Source organism: Streptomyces sp. NPDC093544 (genome assembly GCF_040683495.1).
In the GTDB taxonomy this organism is placed as follows: domain Bacteria; phylum Actinomycetota; class Actinomycetes; order Streptomycetales; family Streptomycetaceae; genus Streptomyces.
In genome coordinates this window covers 105,182-128,918 of record NZ_JBFBEA010000002.1, presented here as the reverse complement: position 1 = coordinate 128,918, position 23,737 = coordinate 105,182, and the positions used below count along the sequence as shown (strand labels likewise).

The following is a 23,737-nucleotide window of genomic DNA, read 5'->3' as shown; positions in this document are numbered from 1 at the left end:
GGTCAATTCCACACCGCCAATCGCATGACCCCCGCCACGAGGCACATCGCGGCGCCGATCGAGAGCAGCACGATGAGGCTCATCGGCATCTTCTGCTTGACGAAGGAGTAGACACCGCCGAGGAGGAAGAGCCCGACGACGATGAGGATGGTGTTGAGGCCTGTCATGGCTTTACAGCGCGCCCTTCGTGGACGGGAGGATGCCGGCGGCGCGCGGGTCGCGCTCGGAGGCGTACCGCAGCGCACGGGCCAGCGCCTTGAACTGGCACTCCACGATGTGGTGCGCGTTGCGCCCGTAGGGCACGTGCACGTGCAGCGCGATCTGGGCCTGCGCGACGAAGGACTCGAAGATGTGCCGGGTCATCGTCGTGTCGTACTCGCCGATCATCGGCGCCATCTTCTCGGGCTCGGTGTGCACGAGGTAGGGGCGGCCGGAGAGGTCGACGGTCACCTGGGCGAGCGACTCGTCCAGCGGGACCGTGCAGTTGCCGAAGCGGTAGATCCCCACCTTGTCGCCGAGCGCCTGCTTGAAGGCGGCGCCGAGCGCGAGGGCGCTGTCCTCGATGGTGTGGTGCGAGTCGATGTGCAGATCGCCCTCGGTCTTCACGGTCAGGTCGAACAGACCGTGCCGGCCCAGCTGGTCGAGCATGTGGTCGTAGAAGCCGACACCTGTCGACACATCGACCTTGCCGGACCCGTCGAGATCGATCTCGACGAGGACCGAGGTCTCCTTGGTCACCCGCTCAACTCTTCCGACGCGGCTCATGCGCTCTGCTCCTTCTTCAGTTCACGTACCGCGTCCAGGAACGCGTCGTTTTCGGCGGGAGTTCCGGCGGTGACCCGCAGCCATCCCGGGATGCCGTTGTCCCGGACCAGGACGCCCCGGTCGAGGATCTTCCGCCAGACCTCCTGGGCGTCGGCGAACCGCCCGAACTGCACGAAGTTGGCGTCCGACTCGGTCACGTCGTAGCCGATCGCGCGCAGTTCGGCAACCAGCCGGTCCCGCTCGGCCTTCAGCTGCTCGACGTATCCCAGCAGGGTGTCGGTGTGCTCCAGGGCGGCCAGCGCGGTCGCCTGCGTGACAGCCGACAGGTGGTACGGCAGCCGTACGAGCTGGACGGCGTCGACGACCGCCGGGTGTGCGGCGAGATAGCCGAGCCGCAGCCCGGCCGCACCGAACGCCTTCGACATCGTCCGCGAGACGACGAGATTCGGCCGACCTTCGAGCAGCGGCAGCAGCGAGTCGCCGTGGCTGAACTCGATGTACGCCTCGTCGACCACCACCATCGACGGCTTCGCCGCCTGCGCGGCCTCGTACAGCGCGAGAACCGTCTCGGGCGGCACCGCGTTGCCCGTGGGGTTGTTGGGGGTGGTGATGAAGACGACGTCCGGCCGGTTCTCGGCGACGGCCTGCTCGGCGGCGGCGAGATCGATCGTGAAGTCCTCGCTGCGCGGGCCGGAGATCCAGCCCGTTCCCGTGCCGCGCGCGATGAGCGCGTGCATCGAGTACGAGGGCTCGAAACCGATCGCGGTCCGGCCGGGTCCGCCGAAGGTCTGCAGCAGTTGCTGGATGACCTCGTTGGAACCGTTCGCCGCCCAGACGTTCTCGGTGGCGACCGGGTACTTACCGGTCTTCGTCAGGTACTTGGCCAGCTCGGTACGGAGCTCGACCGCGTCCCGGTCGGGGTAACGGTTGAGGTTCCGGGCCGCCTCGCGGACCCGCTCGGCGATCCGCTCGACGAGCGGTTCGGGCAGCGGGTACGGGTTCTCGTTGGTGTTGAGGCGTACGGGGACGTCGAGCTGGGGCGCGCCGTAGGGGGTCTTGCCGCGCAGCTCGTCGCGTACGGGGAGGTCGTCAATTCCAAAGGTCACTTGCCGGGCACCTTCCAACCACGCGTCCATTGTTCGGCTCCGCCAAAACGAGCCTTGATCGCCGCGCCGTGCGCGGGCAGGTCCTCCGCCTCCGCGAGCGTCACCACGTGATGGGCTACGTCGGCCAGCGCGTCCTTCGTGTAGTCCACGATGTGGATCCCGCGCAGGAAGGACTGGACGCTCAGCCCCGAGGAGTGGCAGGCGCAACCGCCGGTCGGCAGCACGTGGTTGGAGCCCGCGCAGTAGTCGCCCAGCGACACCGGCGCCCAGGGGCCGACGAAGATCGCGCCCGCGTTCTTCACCCGGTCCGCGACCGCGGCCGCGTCCGCCGTCTGGATCTCCAGGTGCTCGGCGCCGTACGCGTCGACGACCCGGAGGCCTTCGTCGATGCCGTCGACGAGGACGATCGCGGACTGCCGGCCGTTCAGGGCCGGGACGATCCGGTCCTCGATGTGCTTGGTGGCCGCGACCTGCGGCTCCAGCTCCTTCTCGACCGCGTCGGCCAGCGCCACGGAGTCCGTGACGAGGACGGCGGCGGCCAGCGGGTCGTGCTCGGCCTGGCTGATCAGGTCGGACGCGACGTGCACCGGGTCGGCGGTGTCGTCCGCGAGGACCGCGATCTCGGTGGGGCCGGCCTCCGAGTCGATGCCGATCTTTCCGGTGAAGAAGCGCTTGGCGGCGACGACCCAGATGTTGCCGGGGCCGGTGACCATGTTGGCGGGCGGGCAGGACTCGGTGCCGTACGCGAACATCGCGACGGCGGTGGCGCCACCGGCCGCGTACACCTCGTCGACGCCGAGCAGGGCGCACGCGGCGAGGATCGTCGGGTGCGGCAGTCCGTCGAACTCGGCCTGCGCCGGGGAGGCGAGCGCGATGGACTCGACGCCGGCCTCCTGCGCGGGCACCACGTTCATGATCACGGAGGAGGGGTAGACCGAGCGGCCGCCCGGCGCGTACAGGCCGACCCGCTCGACCGGCACCCACTTCTCGGTGACCGAGCCGCCAGGCACGACCTGGGTGGTGTGCGTCGTACGGCGCTGTTCGCGGTGGACGAGCCGGGCGCGCCGGATGGACTCCTCCAGGGCCGCGCGCACCGCCGGGTCGAGCTGTTCCAGCGCGTCGCTGAGCGCCTGGGCCGGGACCCGTACCTGCTTCAGGCGTACGCCGTCGAACTTCTCCGCGAAGTCGATCAGCGCCGCGTCTCCCCGATGATGCACGGCCTCGCAGATCGGACGCACCTTCTCCAGGGCGGCCGAGACGTCGAAGTCGGCTCGGGGCAGCAGGTCGCGCAGGGCGGAACCCTCGGGGAGGGCGTCGCCGCGCAGATCGATTCGGGAGATCACAGGCCCAATTCTCTCAGACGGCGATAAGGCGTCGGACGCCCGTATCAATGGCTGATACAAGCCGTGGAAGATCAGCTTCACCGTTAGCGTTCGAGGCGTCACCCAGCGGGCATTGAACGGTTGTCCGAAACCCGCGAGTAGCTGGGGAGGACGCGTGGAGCTGGGGAGGAAGGGAAAACCGTGAGCGAGGGTGCCGGCATCCGTGATGGGGACCTGCCGGACGAACTGACCGCCGCCGAGGCAGGAATGTGGCAGTCCTTCCGCAACGGCACCGTGTACGACCTGCGCGGCGGTGACACGATCGCCGACGACCCGCACGGCGGCCATCCCTGGGGTCCCGAGCGCAGTGTGCGGGCCCGGATCGTGGCCTGGCTGCTGCTCGACGGGCCGCCCGCACTCCAGGGCCGCGTCGCCTCCCTGAAACTGACCGGCGTACAGATCACCGACGTGCTCGATCTCGCGGGCGGCACCGTGGTGCCGTACGTCGAACTGAAGGGGTGCCGGTTCGAGAAGGAGATCCGGTTGCCGGAGGCCCGGTTCCAGACCGTACGGCTGGTGAACTGTTCGGTGCCGCGGCTGGAGGCCGTCCGCCTGCACACCGAGGGGGACCTGCATCTGCCCCGCTGCCGCTTCCACAACGGCGTACGCCTCACCGACGCGCACATCGGCACGGATCTGCTGCTCAACCAGGCCGTGGTCTACCGGGACCGGCGCGGGCGTTCGATCACCGGCGACGGCATGACCGTGGGACAGGACCTCCAGGCCGAGATGCTGGAGTCGCACGGCGAGCTGAGCCTGCGCGGCGCCACCGTCGGCGTCTCCCTCAGCCTGCGCGGCAGCAAGCTGACCAACCCGTACACGCGCCTCGCGCTGAACGCCCCACAGCTGACCGTCAACCGCACGCTCTACCTGACCCCGGCCGCCGTCGGCAATCCCATCCTGACCGGCGGAACCACCCCGGCGCGCGGCACGGTGGTGCAGCGGTTCGAGTGCCGGGGCGGGATCCGCCTGGACGACGGGCGGTTCGGGGACGCGCTGGACCTGGAGGGTGCCCGCTTCACCTTCGACGACGACCAGGAGCTGTCGCTGCGCCGGGTCCAGACACCCGAGCTGCGTTTCCTCGGGGAGAAGCCGGAGCGCGGCAAGGTGGTGCTGTCGGGCGCGAAGGTGGTCAACCTGGTCGACAGAGCGGCCAGTTGGCCGGGGCCCGGCGGCCTCCACATGGGCGGCTTCGGTTACGAGAACCTGGTGCCGCAGGGCGCGTTCCCGCTGACCCGGCGCCTGGAGTGGGTGGCCGCGGCGACCGCCGAGTACAACCCGGAGCCGTACGAGCGCCTGGCCACCGTGCTGCGCAACTCCGGCGAGGACGAGGACGCCCGCGAGGTGCTGCTCGCCAAGCAGCGCCGCCGCCGCGAGACGCTGCCGCTCGCCGCCAAGCTCTGGGGGTACGCGCAGGACTGGACGGTCGCCTACGGGTACCGGCCGGGGCGGGCCGCCCTGTGGATGGCGGTGCTGTGGGCGGCGACGTCGATCGCCTTCCGGCATGCCGACCATCCGCCGATCAAGAGCGGCGAACATCCGCCGTGGGACCCGGCACTGTTCGCCCTGGACCTGCTGCTTCCGGTGATCGACCTGGGCCAGGTGGGCTTTTGGCAGCTGCGCGGTGGCTGGCAGTGGCTGGCCGCGGTGGTGATCCTGCTCGGCTGGATCCTGGCGACGACGGTGGCGGCGGGGGCGACACGGCTGCTGCGGCGCGGCTGAGAGTGCGGCTCGGGTGGGGCTCGGGTGGGGCTCGGGTGGGGCTTGGGTGGGGCTTGGGTGGGGCTGTAGGTGCGGCTCAGGTGCCGCGACGCGCTCACCAGGGCTGACAGCTGACTGACAGTAGAACAACAGTCACCTTTTACTCCTCCTTTACCCTTATCCGTACAACCAATCAGCGGTTACGAAAGCTTCACCGCACCTCCCTGGTACAGCCCCCACCTGCAGCTTTCAATGGTCTCCACCATGGCATTGCTGCGCGCGTTCATCCGTACCGCCCGGATGGCCAGAAACACCTCGCGCCTCGCCGCCGGACTGCCGGCCGACGAGGAGGTACTGCTCGACGCCCCGGACGAGCGGCTCAGCCCCGCCCTCGTCGCGGCGGGCCGTGGCGAGTACGCCCCCGCGGCCAAGCTGCTCACGACCACGCGCGAGGCCGCCGAGTGGGAGAACCGCGACCGGTACGCGATGCGTCTCGCCACCTTCGCGCGCTCCCGCGACGAGTGGCTCCAGGAGTGGCAGGACGCCTCCCCGCACGACCCGGACGCCCTGCTGATCAAGGCCGAGCTGGCGGTGTCCCGGGGCTGGGAGTCCCCGGCCCGCGTCGAGCTGCTGCGCGAGGTCGGCCCGCTGATCGCCGCCGCCGCCGAGGGCGACCCGCGCGATCCGGTGCCCTGGCGGATCGCGCTCGACCAGGCACGCGGCACGAACGCCGGGCACACCGAGTTCGGGAAGCTGTGGGGCGAGGCCGTACGCCGCTCACCGCACCACTACGGCTGCCATGTGGCCGCCCTGCGGTATCTGTCGGCCGCCTGGTACGGCTCGCACCGCGAGTGCTTCGACTTCGCCGAGCGGGCCGCGCAGGACGCGCTGCCCGGCTCCCTGGTGCAGGCGCTGCCGGTGCGCGCCGCCTTCGCGTATCTGACCGAGGGCGGCGGTGCCGTGGTGCCGCGCGAGCGCCTCGACGCGGCGGCCGACCTCGCGATCGCGGTCTCGGCGACGTACACCGCCGGCGACGCCTGGCCCGCGGAGGTCCGCAACCTCCTCACGTACGTCCTGGTCAGGCTGGAGCGCTGGCAGGACGCCCTGGAACAGCTGCGTGCGATCGGCCCGTACGCGACCTCGTTCCCCTGGGACCGGGTCTCGGACGACCCCCTGGGCCAGTTCCTGGAGCTGCGCGACGGCGTCCGTCTGGAGGTCGCCGCGGGCATGCCCCTGCATCCACGGAGTGAGCAGTGCGGACGCGCCCACTCCGGAGACCATTAGGCTCTCCCGTCGTGACCACCGTCCGGCTCCCGCTCTTCCCCCTGAACTCGGTTCTGTTCCCGGGGCTCGTGCTTCCTCTGAACATCTTCGAGGAGCGCTACCGCGCCATGATGCGCAGCCTGCTGAAAACCCCCGAGGACGAACCGCGCCGGTTCGCCGTCATCGCCATCCGCGACGGCCACGAGGCCGCGCCCACCGCACCCGGCATGCCGGACCAGACCTCCCTGCCCCGGCGCGGGCCCGCCGCCGGCTTCGGCGACGACCCTGCCAAGGCCTTCCACGAGGTGGGCTGTGTCGCGGACGCGGCGACCATCCGGGAGCGCGCCGACGGCAGCTTCGAGGTGCTGGCGACGGGGACCACGCGCGTGCGGCTGCTCTCGGTCGACACCTCCGGCGAGTTCCTCACGGCCGAACTGGAGGAGCTGTCCGAGGACCCCGGCGAGGAGGCCGGCGCGCTCGCCGAAGGCGTCCTGCGGGCTTTCCGCCAGTACCAGAAGCGGCTGGCGGGGGCCCGGGAGCGCTCGCTGACCACCGGCGCCGATCTTCCGGACGAGCCGGCGGTCGTCTCCTACCTCGTCGCGGCCGCCGTGATGCTGGACATTCCGGCGAAACAGGAGCTGCTCCAGGCCCCGGACACGGCCGCCCGCCTGCGCGCGGAGCTGAAACTCCTGCGCGCGGAGACCGCGATCATCCGTAATCTGCCGTCGTTGCCGGCGGCGGACCTGACGCGCGGCCCGACGAGTCTCAACTGACGCATCTTTCGTATCCGAGAAGGCCGATGGCGAAGAAGTCGAAGAAGCAGCAGGCCGGGGGCACCCCGGCGACCGTGGCCCTGACGGCGGCAGGCGTCCCGTACACGGTGCACGCCTACGAGCACGACCCCGCGCACCCCTCGTACGGCGAGGAGGCCGCGGAGGCGATGGGCGTCTCGCCGGAGCGGGTCTTCAAGACGCTGGTGGCCGACGTGGACGGCGCGCTGGTCGTCGCGGTGGTCCCGGTCGCGGGCACCCTCGACCTGAAGGCCCTGGCGACGGCGGTGGGCGGCAAGCGCGCGACGATGGCGGACCCGGCGGCGGCCGAGCGCACCACGGGGTACGTCCGCGGTGGCATCTCCCCCCTCGGCCAGCGCAAGAAGCTCCCCACGGTCCTCGATGCCTCGGCCTCCGCCCACCCCACGATCTGCGTCTCGGCCGGCCGCCGCGGACTGGAGGTCGAACTCACCCCCGACGACCTCCTGACCCTCACAGAAGCGGTGTCCGCCCCCATCGGCCGTGCCTGACCCCTCGACGTACGCCCCGTCCTCGGTTAAGCACAAGAGGCATGTCGAAGAAGACCCGAAAACGCAAATGGCGCACCCGAAAGGCAAACCACGGCAGGCGCCCGGCGTGAGAACTTTCAGCCCGTCCGGCGTCTGAGGACGAGGCCGTCCAGGCCGATGCGGGGGCCTGGGGGCAGCAGCCCCCAGATACGGGACGGGAAGGGGCGGAGGAGGCGAAAAATCCCGAGGCCCGCCCCCCAGGACGACTAACCCGCCGGCGGCACAGGCGGCGCAGCCTCGTACGGGCTCAGAAACGGATCAGGATCCCGCGGCCCGAACAGCGCGGTCAGCCCGATATGGCAGACCAGCCCCGCCAGGGACCACGCGAGCAACGCCCCATGCGCCCCGAGCTTCAACGGCGCGGAGAACGTAACCCCCTTGCCCACTTCCTTGGCATGCGCGACCACATCCTGCGTGGGCCCGAGCCAGATCCCGATCCGCCACGCAAGCAGCGACCCGAGCACTCCCCCGACCGCGAGAGCGACCACCAGCGGAACACCCCCACGCCGCCGCACCAGGAACACGACCAGCGCACTCACCGCACCGAACGCGAGCGCCAGCAGAGTGAACGTTCCGTCGACCCCGATGGCCTGCTCCCCCTCGGAGTCCTTGAGGTACACCGTGGTGTCGTCCGCGATCAGCGGCACCGACGGCGCCAGCCACCACCACAGCACCCCGAGCAGCACCCCACCGAGCGCCACGGCCACCGCGATCACCGCGGCCTCACGCAGTTCGGTCTTCATCCCAGGGCCGTCGTCTTCATACCCGACGGCCCCCACCCCACCATTGGCGGGCGGAACCTGCCAGGCGTCGTGCGAGGGCTGATGATGCGGCGGCGGAGGCGGAGTCAGCGGAGCGGTCACACTGACATCGTGCCAGGCCCGTCTGTCAGGCGCGTCACCGGACGGCCGCCCGGCGGTACGCCCAGGTCGCGAGAGCCAGCGAAGCCACCCCGACACCCGCGCAGACGGCCAGGTCGCCGAGGACGAGAGCCCAGTCGGGATGCGCGTCGAAGGTCCGCGCGAGAGCGTCGACCCCGTACGTCGAGGGCAGCAGATCCCGCCCGTACTGCACGACCGTCGGCAACCGGTCCGCCGGCAGCACCCCAAGCAGCAGCGCCGCCGACATCCCCAACTGCCCAAGCAGCGTGGCGAGTTCGGGTCGCGGCGCGAGCAGTCCGAACGCCGCCCCGAGCCCGGCGAGCGCGGCGCCCGCGAGCGGGATCACCAGGACGAGCACCCACAGGTTGGCCATCGGCAGCCCGAAGAGCAGGCAGCCGCCGACGGCGGTGGCGATGGTCCCGGGCACGGTGAAGGAGGCATACGCGCCCGCGACGCCGAGCACGACGGCGGCCGGCGGCACGGGCAGCGTCGCGTAGTGGTCGAGCCCGCCGCTGGCACGCAGCTGCCCGAAGTACTGGGCCAGAAGGTTGAGGGCGACGAAGGCCACGACCAGCACCGCCGACCCGGCCACCACGGCCTGCGCCTCGCCGCCACCGTCCACCACGCCCCGCATCAGGACCATGATCCCGATGGACTGGAAGGTGGCCACGAACAGCAGCGGAATCCGCGCGACGCGCGCCCGGGACAGCTGCGCCCGGTACACGGCGGCCATGGACGGCCACAACCGTGCCCGCGGCCCCAGTGGTTCGGCGGTATCGGCGACGTCACCGGTCACGGACAGCGCACTGCCCGGCAGCACCTCAGCGGGTACGACACTCACGTCGAGCTGCTCCTCTTCACTCCGGCAGCAGTCCTTCTCTCGGGGCCCACGACAGTCCGTACGGATTCCACGCCCCGCACACTCAAGACACCCGCCCTCACGCCTTCACCAGCCCCTGTGTGGCGGCCCCACCCAGCGCAAGATACACATCCTCCAGGCTCGGGGTGGCCAGCGTGAAATCGTCCAGGGCGGCGAAGGCGGCGCCACCGGTGACCGTGGCGACGACCGCGCGGGCCTCCTCCGGGGCGAGCCGCAGGGTCCAGCGCCTCCCGGACTCGACGGCGCGCTCGCGCAGCGCGGCGACCTCGGGGACATGCAGCGGGGCGCGCTCGCGCCAGACGAGCTCGACGCGCACCTCGCCCGCGACCTTCTCCTTCAGCCCGGCCGGGGTGTCGCAGGCGATGACCCGGCCCCGGTCGAGGACGGCGACCCGGTCGAGGACCGTCTCGGCCTCGATGACGTTGTGGGTGACCAGCAGAACCGTCGTCTCGCGCTCGGCCCGGCGCCGGTCGACGGCCGCCCAGACGGCCCGGCGGGCCACGGGGTCCATGGCCGTGGTCGGCTCGTCGAGGACGAGCAGCGGCCGCTCTCCCACCAGGGCGGCGGCGACGCACGCGAGGCGCCGCTGACCGCCGGACAGCTTCTTCAGGGGGCGGGATGCGATCGAGGTGAGACCCAGCTCGTCGAGTACGGCGTCCCGCTCGGCCCGCGCCGCACGGAGTTCGAGCCCGCGCAGCCGGGCGGTCGTCTCGGCGGCGAGCGACACGGTCAGCTCGTCGAGGGCGGTGGACTCCTGACCGAGGTACGCGAGGATCCGCGCCGCCCGCTCGGGGTGGCGCACGATGTCGTGCCCGAGGATCTCCACGCTGCCGCTGTCGGGACGCAGCAGCCCGGTCAGCTGCCGTACGAGGGTCGACTTGCCGGCACCGTTCGGCCCGAGCAGCCCGAAGATCTCACCGCGCCGGATGTCCAGACGTACCCCGTCCGTGGCCCGCACCTCCGGCGTACCGGCGGTACCGCGTCGTCCGCGCGTGGCCGGGTAGGTCTTGGTGAGCCCGCGCACCGCGCACACGACATCACCCCTGTGCCCGTTCCGGACTGCCCCTGCCCTGCGCGTACTCACGAAGGACGAGACTACGGGGTCCGATGCCCCGATATGAGCCCGGGGCCTCGGCTCACCCCGCAGCGGGGCCGCTGCCGGTCCTCCGCCCGCCCCACGAAAGGCCTGTTCCGGGACCTCGGCCCCCCGCCGGCGGGGGCCCTCCCAGCCGTCGGCAAAAGCGGGCCCGCAGCCCTGCGCTCACTCCACCGCAGGCGCGTGTTCCGCCGCCGTACGCACATCGATCTCGCGCCAGAACCCCGCCCGGATCGCGTACCTGTCGTGCTCGTCGATCTGGTCGTCCTTGTGTGTGAGCAGCCCGAAGCGGGCGGCGTAGCGCAGCAGTTCGCCGTCCACCCGGTGCGGAACACGGGGGTACATCACGGACAGCTTCTGCAGATGGCTCTGGTCGGTGAGCCGCTCCATCCAGCGGCGTGCGAAGACCTGCCCCACCTCGTACGGATCGCCGCCGACCGTGGTGATGTCCTCCTCGCGGTCCGCCCAGCGCTGCTCGGCCGAGGTGAGCTGGGCGAGCGTGGGCAGCGAGGCGGACTCCGCGGACTCGGCGGTGCCCCCGGGGCGCTCGACCCAGCCCTTGTCGGAGGACCAGCGCAGGGTGGCGCTCGCGGGATGCTGGGCGGGCTGCGTGCCGGGCCCGCGCAGCGCGGCCAGGTCCTTCGGGGTGGGCACGCCCTTGGCCGCGGGCGCCCGCTCCTCGGTGCCGTTCGGGGACTCGGCCGCCGAGGCGTGCTCCGTCTCCGGCGCCGGTCGCTCGGCCGAGCCGCCGTGCGACTCGGGCAACGGGGCGGAGAGGATCGCGGCGATCTCGGGGCGCGGCACGGGGGGCGGCGCGCAGACCCCGCCGAGTTCCTTGGCGCGTACGGCCTTGGTGATCCAGGCCCGGTCGAGGACGCGGCGCTCGTCGGCCTCGGCCACCAGGTCCTCGGACTGGTTGTAGTCCCCGTCGGCCGCCTGCACGGCCCACAGGTGTACGGCGACACCGTGCTCCTTGGCGGCCATCATGCCCGGCAGCAGATCGCCGTCGCCGGTCACCAGGACCACATCCGAGCAGGCCCGGTTGCGGGCCAGCTCGGTCAGCTCGGCGTGCATGGCGGCGTCGACGCCCTTCTGGGCCCACCGCCCGTCGCTCCGGGTCAGGGCACCGAGCCGCACCGTGACCCGCGGCATCACCCGCAACCTGCGGTGCTCGGGCTGGGGTACACGGTCGGGGGCGCCGTCGAACCAGTAGATGCGCAGCAGCGGCCGCTCCGTGTCGGACTCGGCTCGCTCGCGCAGGCCCTGGATGAGGGCGGCGTGATCGACGGTGATCCGGGAGCGGGACGAGTCCCCGGCGAGAAGGCTGGCAGCAGCCCCGAGCAGATACCCGGCGTCCACCAGGACGATGCAGCGGTCCACGCGGTCCACCCTCTTTCCGGGAGGTTTGCTTTGGGCTTCCTTCGAGTCTGCCCGACCACGCGGAGGTTAACGGCCGGAACTCGATCTTCGGCGTGGCGTATCGGGATATCACGCTCCGACAGGGCTTATTACGCACGGTAATTCTCCGAAATGCGCCGCTTCTCAGCCTATGTGAGTCTGGTCCCGGCCCTGGCCCCTAGAACCCCCGCGGGAGGCAATCACCATGGCCAAGAACAAGAACCGCAAGCAGGGCGGCGAGCAGGACCGCTCCTCGCAGGCCGAGCGTGCGCAGGAGCAGGCCCAGCGGTCCTCGACGGAGGCACAGCAGTCGCCGATGCCGCAGGCCCCGGGCAGCCCCGCTGATGTCGCCCGTAAGCACCAGAAGCGTTTCGGCCACAACTAAGGCCTGGTGCAGGGCTGTTGAAGCCCTGCTGGGCCGTTGACGCCCAGGCACACCGCGAGGGGCGCATCCGGATCCGGATGCGCCCCTCGCGTATGTCGATCACCAGCCGGGTCAGCCGGCCAGGCAGGCCGGTCCGAGCAGCACCTTCAGGTCGCCGAAGAGCGCCGGGTCCGGCTTCACCCGGTGCCGGTCGAGCCGCAGCACCGTGGTCTTCAGCGGCCCCTGGAGCTTGATGCGGACCTCGCTCTCGCCCTTGTGGTGGCTGAGGATCTCACCGAGCCGGCTCACCATCGGCGGGGTGACCTTCACCGACGGGATGGTGAGGATCACCGGCGCGTTGGTGCCCGCGTTCGACAGGTCCGGGACCTGGAGTTCCATCGCGACGAGACGCGGCACGTCCTCGCGCTTGTCGAGGCGCCCCTTGACGAACACCACGGCGTCCTCGACGAGTTGGGTCGACACCAGCTGATAGGTGGCCGGGAAGAACATGCACTCGATGGAGCCCGCGAGGTCCTCCACCGTGGCGATCGCCCAGGCGTTGCCCTGCTTGGTCATCTTGCGCTGGAGGCCCGAGATGATGCCGCCGATGGTCACCACCGCGCCGTCCGAGTGCTCACCTCCGGTGAGCTGGGAGATACCCGCGTCGGCCTTGTCGGACAGCACGTGCTCCAGGCCGAAGAGCGGGTGGTCGGAGACGTAAAGACCGAGCATCTCCCGCTCCTGGGCGAGCAGATAGACCTTGTCCCACTCCTCGGTCGTGAACTCGACGTCCAGTCCGAAGCCGGGCTCGCTGGTGTCCTCGTCGCCGCCCCCGAAGAGGTCGAACTGTCCCTCGGCCTCCTTGCGCTTGACCGCCACCACATTGTCGATCATCGGCTCGAACTGCGCGGTGAGGCCCTTTCGGGTGTGCCCCATCGTGTCGAACGCGCCGGCCTTGATCAGCGATTCGGTGGTGCGCTTGTTGCAGGCGACCGCTTCGACCTTGTCGAGATAGTCCGGGAACGATCCGTACTTCCCCTTGGCCTTGCGGCTCCTGATGATCGACTCGACCACGTTCGTACCGACGTTACGGACGGCGGAGAGGCCGAAGAGGATCACGTCGTCGCCCTGTGCGGCGAAGTTCTGCTCCGACTCGTTCACGTTCGGCGGGAGCACCTTGATACCCATGCGCCGGCACTCGTTCAGATAGACCGCGGACTTGTCCTTGTCGTCCTTGACCGAGGTGAGCAGCCCCGCCATGTACTCGGCGGGGAAGTTCGCCTTCAGGTACGCGGTCCAGTACGAGACCAGGCCGTACGCCGCCGAGTGCGCCTTGTTGAACGCGTATCCGGCGAACGGGACCAGCACGTCCCACAGGCCCTGGATGGCCTCGTCGCTGTAGCCGTTCTTGCGGGCGCCGGCCTGGTAGATGCTGAAGTTCTTGGCCAGCTCGTCGGGCTTCTTCTTGCCCATCACGCGGCGCAGGATGTCGGCCTCGCCGAGCGAGTACCCGGCGATGATCTGGGCGGCCTTCTGCACCTGCTCCTGGTACACGATCAGGCCGTAGGTGACGGCCAGGACCTCTTCGAGGGGCTCTTCGAGCTCCTTGTGGATCGGGGTGATCTCCTGGAGCTTGTTCTTGCGCAGGGCGTAGTTCGTGTGCGAGTCCATACCCATCGGGCCGGGACGGTAGAGCGCCGAGACGGCGGAGATGTCTTCGAAGTTGTCGGGCTTCATCAGGCGCAGCAGCGAGCGCATGGGGCCGCCGTCGAACTGGAAGACGCCGAGGGTGTCGCCGCGCTGGAGCAGTTCGAAGGTCGTCGGATCGTCGAGCGGCAGGGCCAGCAGGTCCAGGTCGATGCCCTTGTTGGCCTTCACCATCTTGACGGCGTCGTCCATGATCGTGAGGTTGCGCAGGCCCAGGAAGTCCATCTTCAGCAGGCCCAGCGACTCGCACTGGGGGTAGTCCCACTGCGTGATGGTCACACCGTCGGTGTGCCGCACCCAGACCGGGGCGTGGTCGACGATGGGCTCACTGGACATGATCACGCCGGCCGCGTGCACGCCCATCTGCCGGACGAGGCCCTCGACGCCCTTGGCGGTGTCGATGACCTTCTTCACGTCCGGCTCGTTCTCGTACATCGCGCGGATCTCGCCGGCCTCGCCGTAGCGCGGGTGCGCGGGGTCGGTGATGCCGCTGAGGTCGATGCCCTTGCCGAGGACGTCGGCGGGCATCGCCTTGGTGAGCCGGTCGCCCATGGCGTACGGGTAACCCAGCACGCGCGCCGAGTCCTTGATGGCGTTCTTCGCCTTGATCTTTCCGTACGTGCCGATCATGGCGACCTTGTCGGCGCCGTACTTCTCGGTCACGTACCGGATCACCTCGACGCGCCTGCGCTCGTCGAAGTCGATGTCGACATCGGGCATGGAGACGCGCTCGGGGTTGAGGAACCGCTCGAAGATCAGACCGTGCGGGATCGGGTCGAGGTCGGTGATGCCCATGGCGTAGGCGACGATCGAACCGGCCGCCGAACCACGGCCCGGGCCCACCGCGATGCCCTGCTTCTTGGCCCACATGATGAAGTCGGCGACGACGAGGAAGTACCCCGGGAACCCCATCTGGATGATGACGTCCATCTCGTACTCGGCCTGCTTCTGCCGGTCGTCGGGGACACCGCCGGGGAAGCGCCGCTCCATGCCGAGGCGGACCTCTTCCTGGAACCAGGTGACCTCGGTGAAGCCCTCGGGGATGTCGAACTTCGGCATGAGGTTCCTGGCCTCGAACATGCCGCTGGTGTCGATCTGTTCGGCCACCAGGAGCGTGTTGGCGCAGCCTTCCTGCCAGGCGTCCGAGGAGTCGATGGCGTACATCTCGTCCGTGGACTTCAGGTGGTAGCCGGTGCCGTCGAAGCGGAAGCGGTCCGGGTCCGAGAGGTTCTTGCCGGTCTGGATGCACAGCAGCGCGTCGTGCGCGGTCGCCTCGTGCGCGTACGTGTAGTGCGAGTCGTTCGTCACCAGGGGCGGGATGCCGAGCTTCTTGCCGATCTCCAGGAGGCCGTCGCGGACCCGGCGCTCGATCTCGATGCCGTGGTCCATCAGCTCCAGGAAGTACCGGTCCTTGCCGAAGATGTCCTGGTACTCGGCGGCCGCCTTCAGTGCCTCGTCGTGCTGGCCCAGCCGCAGCCGGGTCTGCAGCTCACCGGAGGGGCAGCCGGTGGAGGCGATGAGGCCCTCCGACCACTTGGAGATGGTCTCCTTGTCCATGCGCGGCCACTTCTGCAACCAGCCCTCGGCATACGCGTCCGAGGAGAGCTTGAAGAGGTTGTGCAGGCCGGTGCTGTTCGCCGCCCAGATCGTCTTGTGCGTGTAACCACCCGAACCGGACACGTCGTCGCGCTTCTGGTGCGGCTGGCCCCACCGGATCTTGCGCTTGTTGCGCCGCGACTCGGGGGCGACGTACGCCTCGATCCCGATGATCGGTGTGACGCCGGCTTTCTTGGCCGTGTGGAAGAAGTCGTACGCCCCGTGCAGGTTGCCGTGGTCGGACATGGCGATGTGCGTCATGCCCATCTCATTGCAGACGTTGAACATGTCCTTCAGCCGCGCGGCACCGTCCAGCAGCGAGTACTGGGTGTGGACGTGCAGGTGCGTGAACGGCGGCTTTGACACGGCTTCGGCCTCCTGAGGAAACGCTGGGCGACAGGCTGCGGACAGTCTGGGCGGACAGCGTCGAAGTCTATGCCGGGGCACTGACATTTGAGATGAGTACTGCGGCGCGAAGCGCCACGATGAGGGGCGGTGGCCGGGTGACGGGTGGGCGGATCACACGTACCTTCATGCGGGTACTCGCGCACCGAGCGCGTACCTTCGTCGGGGAAATCCGGGCACTCCGGCCTTCCGTCGCACGTTGGAAGTGGACGGGACGCCAGTCCCCGCACCTGTCCCACACGTCATGCACCACCTGCACCAGGAGGCACCCAGCGATGTCGGTCCCGCAGCTCAGCGACGAGCAACGCGGCGAGCAGATCCTCGCCGTATTCGACACCGCCTTCGGCGAGCTCCTGGCCGCCGACCCGGCCGCGTTCCGCGTGAAGTTCCGCAAGATGGCGGCCTCCGCCTTCGCCTTCTACCGGGGCACGGCGGGCCTTTTCTACTACGACCTGGAGCAGGAGAAGCGGGGCGGCCCGTACCTGGACGAGCGCACCTCACGCGTGTGGATCCACGGCGACCTGCACGCCGAGAACTTCGGCACGTACATGGACGCCCAGGGCCGCCTGATCTTCAATGTGAACGACTTCGACGAGGCCTATGTCGGCCCGTTCACCTGGGACCTCAAGCGCTTCGCCGCATCCGTGGCACTGCTCGGCTACGCCAAGGCGCTCAGTGACGGGCAGATCACCGAGCTGGTGCACACCTACGCGTCCGCCTACCGCGAGCGGATCCACGCCCTCGCCACCGGCGCCAAGAGCGACGAGGTGCCGCCGTTCACGCTGGACACCGCCGAGGGCCCGCTCCTGGACGCGCTGCGCGACGCCCGCTCGCTGACCCGCTTCGGACTGCTCGACTCGATGACCGAGATCCGTGACTTCGAGCGCCGCTTCGCGCCCGGGGGCGGCTCCATCGAGCTGGACGCGGCGACCCGCTACAAGGTGCTGGCGGCCTTCGACGGCTACCTGGAGACGCTGCCGGAGTCCTCGCTGACCCGCCCGGACTCCTACCGGGTGAAGGACGTCGTCGGCCGCCGCGGCATCGGTATCGGCTCGGCGGGGCTGCCCTCGTACAACATCCTGCTGGAGGGCAACAGCGACGCCCTGGAGAACGATGTGGTGATCTACATCAAGCAGGCCCAGACCCCCGCCGTCTCCCGGCACATCACGGACTCCTCGATCCGCGAGTACTTCCAGCACGAGGGCCACCGCACCGTCATCTCGCAGCGCGCTCTCCAGGCGCACGCCGACCCGTGGCTGGGCTGGACCGAGCTGGGCGGCGCGGGCCAGCTGGTCGCCGAGGTGTCGCCGTACGCGGTGGACCTGGACTGGGGCGACATCGACGACCCGGAGGAGATCGCCTCGGTCGTCGCCGACCTCGGCCGGGCCACGGCCACGATGCACGCGGCGGCGGACGACGAGAGCGGCCACTCGGAGCTGGTGCCCTTCTCCACGGAGCGGGCCATCGACGCGGCGATCGCGGCCGACGAGCTCGCCTTCCCAGGCATCCTGGTGGACTTCGCCCACAGCTACGGCGCCCGCGCACGCGCCGACCACCAGATCTTCGTGGACCTGTTCCGTAACGGACGGATTCCAGGTCTGTAGCGGGGGACTAGGGGGTGTCGTTTGGATCACCTCGGATCAGGCCGCGGCGCATGGTGCGGTGCATCGCAAGGCGGAGCATGACCTGCGTACTGGACGTACTCGGGTGATGCGACAACGCGGCGAGGTGCCGTGCCAGGCGTCGCGGACCCGGGGTGATCCAAACGACACCCCCTAACTCACAGGGACCCTTTAGGGGTCCCCTACAGGAGCACGTGACACACTCTCCCCGCTATGGACATATCCGGGACCCAGCTCAGAGCCGTACGCGCGGCGCTGTTCACGGCCATGGTCGTGACGCTCAGCACCGCGTCGCACGTGCTGCTGTCCCGGGTCCCGCTGCCGATGGGGACGGTGGCCGCGATCGCCGCCGCCGTCTTCGTCCTCGCCTACGCCCTGGGGGGCCGCGAGCGCGGCTTCGGACGGATCGCGGCCTTGCTGATACCGCTGGAGCTGGCCGCCGACACCGTCTTCACCGCGGGCCAGCACGTCTGTTACGGCAGGGCGGGCGGCCCGGTCGCCGGCCCACTGCGCTCGGTCGGCCTCGACCTGCTGTGCGGCGGGGGCTCCGTCGGCTCCCCGCTGACCCGGGTGACCGGCACCGGCGGCGAGCGCGCCGCGGCCCTGCTCACCCACACCGACCCGACCGCCGCCTGGCTGCTGCTCGGCGCGCACGTCGGCGTCGGCCTCCTCGCCGCCGCCTGGCTGCGCCGCGGCGAGCGAGCCCTTGAGCAACTGCTGCGCGCGGCGGCCGCGTCCACCTTCCGGCCACTGCTGATCGCGGTCGCCGCGGTGACCGTACGACTGCTCGCCCCCGTACGCCGCTTGCCGCGCCCCACGCGCCGGACGGCCACCGCCCGCACGCGCCTGTTCGTGCACTCCCTGGGTCGGCGCGGACCGCCGAGCTCCGTCGCTTTCGCGTGAGCAAGCCCGTCTGAGCGGCAGAACCCGAGCACCAGCAGTCCCCCATACGTATCCCGCATACGGCATACCACGTGTGCGCGTCCCATCTGGAGATCACCGATATGAGCCAGCGGAACAGCAAGGCCGCGAAGACGGCGGCCCGTGAGCGCCTGCGCGTCGAGCGCGAGCGTCAGGCCAAGCGCGACAAGGTGAAGCGCCAGGTCATCGTCGCCTTCTCCATAGTCGCCGTCCTCGCGATAGCCGGCGGCATCAGCTACGCGGTCGTGCAGGGCAACAAGCCCGGCTACTGGGAGGCCGCGAAGGACGACAAGCTCGTCAAGCCGGCCAACACCACGGGCACGGACGGCACGACCGTGGTCGTCGGCAAGAGCACGGCCAAGAAGACCCTTCAGATGTACGAGGACCCGCGCTGCCCGATCTGCGCCCAGTTCGAGCAGACCGTCGGCGCGACCGTCGACAAGGGCATCGAGGACGGCGACTACAAGGTCCAGTACATCGGCGCCACGTTCCTCGACAACAGCCTGAGCGGTGAGGGCTCCAAGAACGCGCTCAGCGCCCTGGGCGCCGCGCTGAACGTCAGCCCCGATGCCTTCCTCCAGTACAAGACCGCGCTGTACTCGACGAAGTACCACCCCGAGGAGACCGACGACAAGTTCAAGAACGACTCGTACTTGATCGAGGTGGCGAACACCGTCTCCGCGCTGAAGAACAACACCAAGTTCCAGACGGCCGTCAAGGACGGCACCTACGACAAGTGGGCGCTGGAGATGTCGGCGAAGTTCGACGACAGCGGGGTGCAGGGCACGCCGACCCTGAAGATGGACGGTAAGACGCTCACCGGTTCCGACGGTCAGAACGCGCCGATGACGGTGGCCGACTTCACCACGGCGATCGACGCGGCGCTCAAGGCCTGACGAGTCCGGCAGGCTCGACACCCGGCAGGCCCAGGACCTGAACAGGTCCGGCCCTCCGATGACTTGACGGGTCCAGCAGTCGAAGAGCGGGCGAACTTTTCGGAGTTCGCCCGCTCTTTCCTGTACTGGTCGGTAACCTGACCGCTCGTGACCAGTCGCTTCAGATCATCCGACTCCTCGGGCGCCGCCGACTCCCGCGCCCCACGCCGCCGTACGGTCGTCAAGGCCGCGGCCGCCACCGCCGTCCTCAGCGGGCCGCTCGCGGCCGCTCTCCCGGCCCGCGCCGCCACCGAGGCCCCGGCCTTCCTGCACGGTGTCGCCTCCGGCGATCCGCTGCCCGACGGCATCCTGCTGTGGACCCGGGTGACGCCCACCGCCGAGGCGGTACCCGGCTCCGGGCTCGGCCCGGACACCGAGGTGAGCTGGACCGTCGCCGCGGACAAGGCGTTCGGCTCGATCGTCGCCAAGGGTTCCACCACTGTGTCGGCCGCCTCCGACCACACCGTGAAGGCGGACATCCGCGGCCTGCGGCCGGCCACCGACTACTGGTTCCGCTTCTCCGCCGGCGGCACCGACTCACCCGCCGCCCGCACCCGCACCGCCCCGGCGGCCGACGCCGCCGTGACCGGCCTGCGCTTCGGCGTGGTCTCCTGTGCCAACTGGGAGGCGGGCTACTTCTCCTCGTACCGCCATCTCGCGGCGCGCGGCGACCTGGACGCCTGGCTGCACCTCGGCGACTACATCTACGAGTACGCGACCGGCGAGTACGGCACCCGCGACACCGTCGTACGCCCGCACGCCCCCGCGGGCGAGATCACCACTCTCGCCGACTACCGCACCCGGCACGGGCGTTACAAGACCGACCCCGACCTCCAGGCCCTGCACGTGGCCGCCCCGGTCGTCGCCATCTGGGACGACCACGAGTTCGCCAACGACGCCTGGTCGGGCGGAGCCGAGAACCACACCGAGGGCGCGGAGGGCGCCTGGACGGCGCGTCAGGCCGCCGCGAAGCAGGCCTACTTCGAGTGGATGCCGGTCCGCCCGGCGATCGCGGGCACCACCTACCGCCGCCTCCGTTTCGGCAAGCTCGCCGACCTCTCCCTGCTGGACCTGCGCTCGTTCCGCTCCCAGCAGGCGGCCACCGGCAGCGGCTCGGTCGACGACCCGGACCGTACGCTCACGGGCCGGGCCCAGCTCGACTGGCTGAAGTCGGGACTCAAGGCCTCGGACACCACCTGGCGCCTGGTGGGCAACTCGGTGATGATCTCGCCGTTCGCCATCGGCTCGCTCGCCGCCGATCTCCTCAGGCCGCTCGCCGAGCTGCTCGGCCTCCCCAAGGAGGGCCTGGCCCTCAACACCGACCAGTGGGACGGCTACACGGACGACCGCCGCGAGATCCTGGCCCATCTGCGGTCCAACGCGATCCGCAACACGGTCTTCCTGACCGGCGACATCCACATGGCCTGGGCGAACGACGTGCCGGTCGACGCCGGTACGTACCCGCTGTCCGCCTCCGCCGCCACCGAGTTCGTCGTCACCTCGGTCACCTCCGACAACCTCGACGACATCGTCAAGGTCCCCGAGGGCTCTGTCTCGGCCATCGCCGCGCCGATCATCCGCGCCGCCAACCGGCACGTCCACTGGGTCGACACCGACCGCCACGGCTACGGCGTCCTGGACATCACCGCCGACCGCGCGCAGATGGACTACTACGTGCTCTCCGACCGCACGAAGGCGAACGCGACCTCGTCCTGGGCCCGTTCGTACCGCACGCGCAGCGGCACACAGAAGGTGGAGCGGACGTACGACCCGGTGTGAGGGTCCTGAAGAGCTGTCACAGACTGTCGAGGAAGCCGAGCGCCACCTTCCAGGTGGCCTCGGCGGCCTCCGCGTCGTAGTCGGGCAGGTCGGGGTCGGTGTACAGGTGCCCGGCACCCGCGTACCGATAGACCTCCACATCGGCCCCGGCTCTGCGCATCTGCAGATACCAGGAGCTCAGCCAGTCGTCCGTCTCGAACGCGTCGGGCTCGGCGACATGCAGCTGGACGGACAGCTCGTCCACCGACGCGCTCTCCGCGATGTCCGACGTGCCGTGCAGAAGCAGCAGTCCGCGCGCCTTCTCGTCGCCGAGCGCGAGGGTCTGCGCGACGGAGGCGCCGAGCGAGAATCCCGCGTACACCACACCGCGATCCGAGTAGGGCGCGGCGGCCAGGACGGCGCGTCTGAGCAGTTCGTCCTTGCCGATCCCGTCGTTGAAGGCCATGCCCTCCTCCACGGTCTCGAAGGTGCGCCCCTCGAAGAGGTCGGGAGTCCACACCTCGTGGCCCGCCGCCCGCAGCCGGTCCGCCGCGGCGTGCACCGCGGGCCGGAGCCCGTAGGTCGAGTGAAAGAGCATGATGTTCATGAGCACCATGGTGCCAGCCTGCACGGACAACGCCCGATCGGGTCAGGACCGACGACGCGGTACCCCGGACCCGGCAAAGAACACATGTTCATGAGCCCCCCGAGCCGGTTACGGTCTCAGGCATGGAGAACGTACTGCGCCCTCTGATCGTCCTCGGCGGCTCGGTCGTGCTCACGCTGCTCATCGGGTGGGCCGTGGACATCATGCTGCGACGGGCTGACGCCCGGCACAGCGAGACCGGGCTGTGGGGCCTGCTTCGCCGCGCCCGTATCCCCTTCCAGCTCGTGCTGTGCGTCGCGCTGCTGAGAGGCTCCTACGCCCAGGCCCAGATCGCCCGCGACAACTCGGCCGGCATCGGCCGGATCCTGTCGCTGATCCTCATCGGGTCCACCGCCTGGCTGATCGTGCGGATCGCCGCGGCGATCGTCGAGACCTCGTACTCGCGCTATGCGAACGCCCACCGCGACCCGGCGCGGGTCCGCCGGGTGCGGACGCAGGTGACCCTGATCCAGCGCGTGGTCTCCGCGATCGTGGGCGTGGTGGCGGTCGCCGCGATGCTGCTCACGTTCCCTGCGATGCGCGCGGCCGGTGCTTCCTTGCTGGCCTCGGCGGGCATCCTGGGCATCGTCGCCGGTGTCGCCGCCCAGTCGACACTCGCCAACATGTTCGCCGGTCTTCAGATCGCCTTCGGCGACATGGTGCGCCTCGGCGACACGGTCGTGGTGGACGGCGAGTGGGGCACGGTCGACGAGATCACCCTGACGTTCCTGACGGTACGGACCTGGGACGAACGCCGGATCACGATGCCGGTCTCGTACTTCGTCTCCAAGCCCTTCGAGAACTGGTCGCGCGGCAGCGCCCAGATGACCGGCATCATCTTCTTCCAGCTCGACCACTCCGCACCCGTGGAGGCGATGCGCGACCAACTGCGGGACATCCTGCGCGAGTGCCCGGCCTGGGACGGCCGCGACTACGGACTGGCCGTCACGGACTCGACGCCCAACACCATGGAGGTACGCGCCCTGGTCACCGCCAAGGACGCGGACGACATCTGGACGGTACGAGTCACGGTCCGCGAACAGATGATCCGCTGGCTGTCCGAGGAACACTCCTACGCGCTCCCCCGCGTCAACACGGCGGACGCGACGCTGCCCCCCGGCCACACCAACGGCGTGGCCCCGCGCCCGAATCGCGACCGAGCCACGGAGCCCCCGCGGACGGGCCCGGGCAGAGGCTGACTCCTGGGGTTCAATGCCCGCGCTCCGCACCCCCGTTGACCTGGACGACCTGCGCGGTGACATGTCCGGCGCCCGGCGACGCCAGCCAGTGCAGCGTCGCGGCGATGTCCCCGGGAGTACCCGCACGCCCCGTCGAGGTCTCCCCGACGATCCGCTCCCGCCGCGCCTGCTCGATCTCCCCGCCGAAGAACCCGGTGTCCTCGACATAGCCGGGCGCCACCACGTTCACGGTGATCCCGCGTGGCCCCGACTCCCGTGCCAGATCGAAGGCGTACGGGTGCAACGCGGCCTTCGACGCCGCGTACGCTCCGCTCCCGGAACCCCGGTAGGCGGCGATGGAACTGAGGAACAGCACCCGTCCGCCGGGCGAGGCCAGCCGCTCCCGCAGGGCCTCGGTGAGCAGCACCGCGGTCAGCGTGTTCAGCCGGAAATTGACGGTCCAGTTGTGCGCGACGGCTTCGAGCGGGTCTTCACTCTCGACCCCGGGTTCCAGACTCCCGTTGCCACCGGCACTGTGGATCAGTACGTCCACGGTGCCGAACTCGGCGGCCACGAACTCGGCGACGCCGCGCACTTCGCGCGGATCACCCAGGTCGGCCGCGAAGCTGAGCGCCCCCGGCACCCCGGCCTTCTCCAGCACCTCCGCCCGTCGCCCGAGCAACAGCACCCGGTCCCCGTCCGAGGCGAACGCCTGCGCGGCCGCGAGCCCAATTCCCGTACCGCCACCACTGATCACCACGTTGCGCGCCATGATCCGATCGTACGAACCGGCA

The 23,737-nt window shown here is 70.1% G+C and carries 21 protein-coding genes; 10 read left to right on the top strand and 11 right to left on the bottom strand.

All coding sequences use genetic code 11. The features are described 5' to 3' along the window. Window positions 1–2 precede the first annotated feature (2 nt). From AB0N66_RS02885 to hisD, 4 genes are read right to left on the bottom strand one after another with little or no spacing between them, the layout of a single operon-like run. The gene (locus AB0N66_RS02885; protein WP_365427638.1) at window positions 3–167 is read right to left on the bottom strand and encodes a hypothetical protein; all 165 of its coding nucleotides are present in this window, start codon (window positions 165–167) and stop codon (window positions 3–5) included. A gap of 4 nt (window positions 168–171) precedes the next feature. Continuing rightward, complete coding sequence (gene hisB, locus AB0N66_RS02880) at window positions 172–765, bottom strand: imidazoleglycerol-phosphate dehydratase HisB (protein WP_266503212.1); 594 nt, start codon at window positions 763–765, stop codon at window positions 172–174. Next, window positions 762–1,901, bottom strand: coding sequence for a histidinol-phosphate transaminase (locus AB0N66_RS02875; RefSeq protein ID WP_365427634.1), 1,140 nt, complete (start codon window positions 1,899–1,901; stop codon window positions 762–764). The genes hisB and AB0N66_RS02875 overlap by 4 nt, the downstream gene beginning before the upstream one ends. Next, window positions 1,868–3,214: a histidinol dehydrogenase gene (gene hisD / locus AB0N66_RS02870; protein ID WP_365427631.1), complete on the bottom strand. Its 1,347-nt coding sequence runs from the start codon at window positions 3,212–3,214 to the stop codon at window positions 1,868–1,870. The genes AB0N66_RS02875 and hisD overlap by 34 nt, the downstream gene beginning before the upstream one ends. Before the next feature lie 180 nt (window positions 3,215–3,394). Here hisD and AB0N66_RS02865 point away from each other — a divergent pair, with 180 nt between their 5' ends. From AB0N66_RS02865 to ybaK, 4 genes are all read left to right on the top strand, one after another. Continuing rightward, entirely contained in the window at window positions 3,395–4,975 is a 1,581-nt protein-coding gene (locus tag AB0N66_RS02865; protein WP_365427628.1) for an oxidoreductase, read from the top strand. Between the two features lie 243 nt (window positions 4,976–5,218). Continuing rightward, entirely contained in the window at window positions 5,219–6,238 is a 1,020-nt protein-coding gene (locus tag AB0N66_RS02860) for a hypothetical protein (protein ID WP_365427625.1), read from the top strand. An 11-nt stretch (window positions 6,239–6,249) separates the two neighbouring features. Beyond that, window positions 6,250–6,990 carry an LON peptidase substrate-binding domain-containing protein gene (locus AB0N66_RS02855; protein WP_365427622.1) on the top strand — a complete coding sequence of 247 codons (741 nt, stop codon included), beginning with the start codon at window positions 6,250–6,252 and terminating at the stop codon, window positions 6,988–6,990. Window positions 6,991–7,016: 26 nt separating this feature from the next. Next, window positions 7,017–7,517 (top strand): Cys-tRNA(Pro) deacylase, encoded by a 501-nt coding sequence (gene ybaK / locus AB0N66_RS02850; RefSeq protein ID WP_365427619.1) that lies wholly within the window; start codon window positions 7,017–7,019, stop codon window positions 7,515–7,517. 245 nt (window positions 7,518–7,762) lie between these two features. On the opposite strand, the gene AB0N66_RS02845 is transcribed toward ybaK, so the two are convergent. From AB0N66_RS02845 to AB0N66_RS02830, 4 genes are all read right to left on the bottom strand, one after another. Next, the gene (locus AB0N66_RS02845; protein WP_365427616.1) at window positions 7,763–8,419 is read right to left on the bottom strand and encodes an AAA family ATPase; all 657 of its coding nucleotides are present in this window, start codon (window positions 8,417–8,419) and stop codon (window positions 7,763–7,765) included. Window positions 8,420–8,453: 34 nt separating this feature from the next. After that, window positions 8,454–9,278 (bottom strand): ABC transporter permease, encoded by an 825-nt coding sequence (locus AB0N66_RS02840; protein WP_365427613.1) that lies wholly within the window; start codon window positions 9,276–9,278, stop codon window positions 8,454–8,456. A 97-nt stretch (window positions 9,279–9,375) separates the two neighbouring features. Beyond that, complete coding sequence (locus AB0N66_RS02835; protein ID WP_365427610.1) at window positions 9,376–10,350, bottom strand: ABC transporter ATP-binding protein; 975 nt, start codon at window positions 10,348–10,350, stop codon at window positions 9,376–9,378. A 228-nt stretch (window positions 10,351–10,578) separates the two neighbouring features. Then, a complete protein-coding gene (locus AB0N66_RS02830; RefSeq protein ID WP_365427607.1) occupies window positions 10,579–11,793 on the bottom strand; it encodes an NYN domain-containing protein in 1,215 nt (404 codons plus the stop codon). Window positions 11,794–12,016: 223 nt separating this feature from the next. Here AB0N66_RS02830 and AB0N66_RS02825 point away from each other — a divergent pair, with 223 nt between their 5' ends. Continuing rightward, window positions 12,017–12,196, top strand: coding sequence for a hypothetical protein (locus tag AB0N66_RS02825; RefSeq protein ID WP_365427604.1), 180 nt, complete (start codon window positions 12,017–12,019; stop codon window positions 12,194–12,196). Between the two features lie 111 nt (window positions 12,197–12,307). On the opposite strand, the gene dnaE is transcribed toward AB0N66_RS02825, so the two are convergent. Then, entirely contained in the window at window positions 12,308–15,844 is a 3,537-nt protein-coding gene (gene dnaE / locus AB0N66_RS02820; RefSeq protein WP_365427601.1) for a DNA polymerase III subunit alpha, read from the bottom strand. A gap of 314 nt (window positions 15,845–16,158) precedes the next feature. On the opposite strand from dnaE, the gene AB0N66_RS02815 reads away from it, so the two are divergent. The 4 genes from AB0N66_RS02815 (at window position 16,159) to AB0N66_RS02800 (ending at window position 21,140) form a co-directional block, all read left to right on the top strand. Further along, window positions 16,159–17,487 (top strand): DUF2252 domain-containing protein, encoded by a 1,329-nt coding sequence (locus AB0N66_RS02815; RefSeq protein WP_365427598.1) that lies wholly within the window; start codon window positions 16,159–16,161, stop codon window positions 17,485–17,487. Between the two features lie 231 nt (window positions 17,488–17,718). Further along, window positions 17,719–18,408 carry a hypothetical protein gene (locus AB0N66_RS02810; protein ID WP_365427595.1) on the top strand — a complete coding sequence of 230 codons (690 nt, stop codon included), beginning with the start codon at window positions 17,719–17,721 and terminating at the stop codon, window positions 18,406–18,408. Window positions 18,409–18,509: 101 nt separating this feature from the next. After that, entirely contained in the window at window positions 18,510–19,322 is an 813-nt protein-coding gene (locus tag AB0N66_RS02805) for a thioredoxin domain-containing protein (protein WP_365427592.1), read from the top strand. A gap of 147 nt (window positions 19,323–19,469) precedes the next feature. Then, complete coding sequence (locus AB0N66_RS02800) at window positions 19,470–21,140, top strand: alkaline phosphatase D family protein (protein ID WP_365427589.1); 1,671 nt, start codon at window positions 19,470–19,472, stop codon at window positions 21,138–21,140. Between the two features lie 16 nt (window positions 21,141–21,156). Here the strand turns inward: AB0N66_RS02800 and AB0N66_RS02795 are convergent, their stop codons facing one another. Beyond that, entirely contained in the window at window positions 21,157–21,726 is a 570-nt protein-coding gene (locus tag AB0N66_RS02795; RefSeq protein ID WP_365427586.1) for a dienelactone hydrolase family protein, read from the bottom strand. A 122-nt stretch (window positions 21,727–21,848) separates the two neighbouring features. On the opposite strand from AB0N66_RS02795, the gene AB0N66_RS02790 reads away from it, so the two are divergent. Beyond that, entirely contained in the window at window positions 21,849–22,964 is a 1,116-nt protein-coding gene (locus AB0N66_RS02790; protein ID WP_365427583.1) for a mechanosensitive ion channel domain-containing protein, read from the top strand. 10 nt (window positions 22,965–22,974) lie between these two features. On the opposite strand, the gene AB0N66_RS02785 is transcribed toward AB0N66_RS02790, so the two are convergent. Continuing rightward, on the bottom strand, window positions 22,975–23,715 hold the full coding sequence (locus AB0N66_RS02785; RefSeq protein ID WP_365427580.1) for an SDR family oxidoreductase: 741 nt from the start codon (window positions 23,713–23,715) through the stop codon (window positions 22,975–22,977). Between the last annotated feature and the right edge of the window lie 22 nt (window positions 23,716–23,737).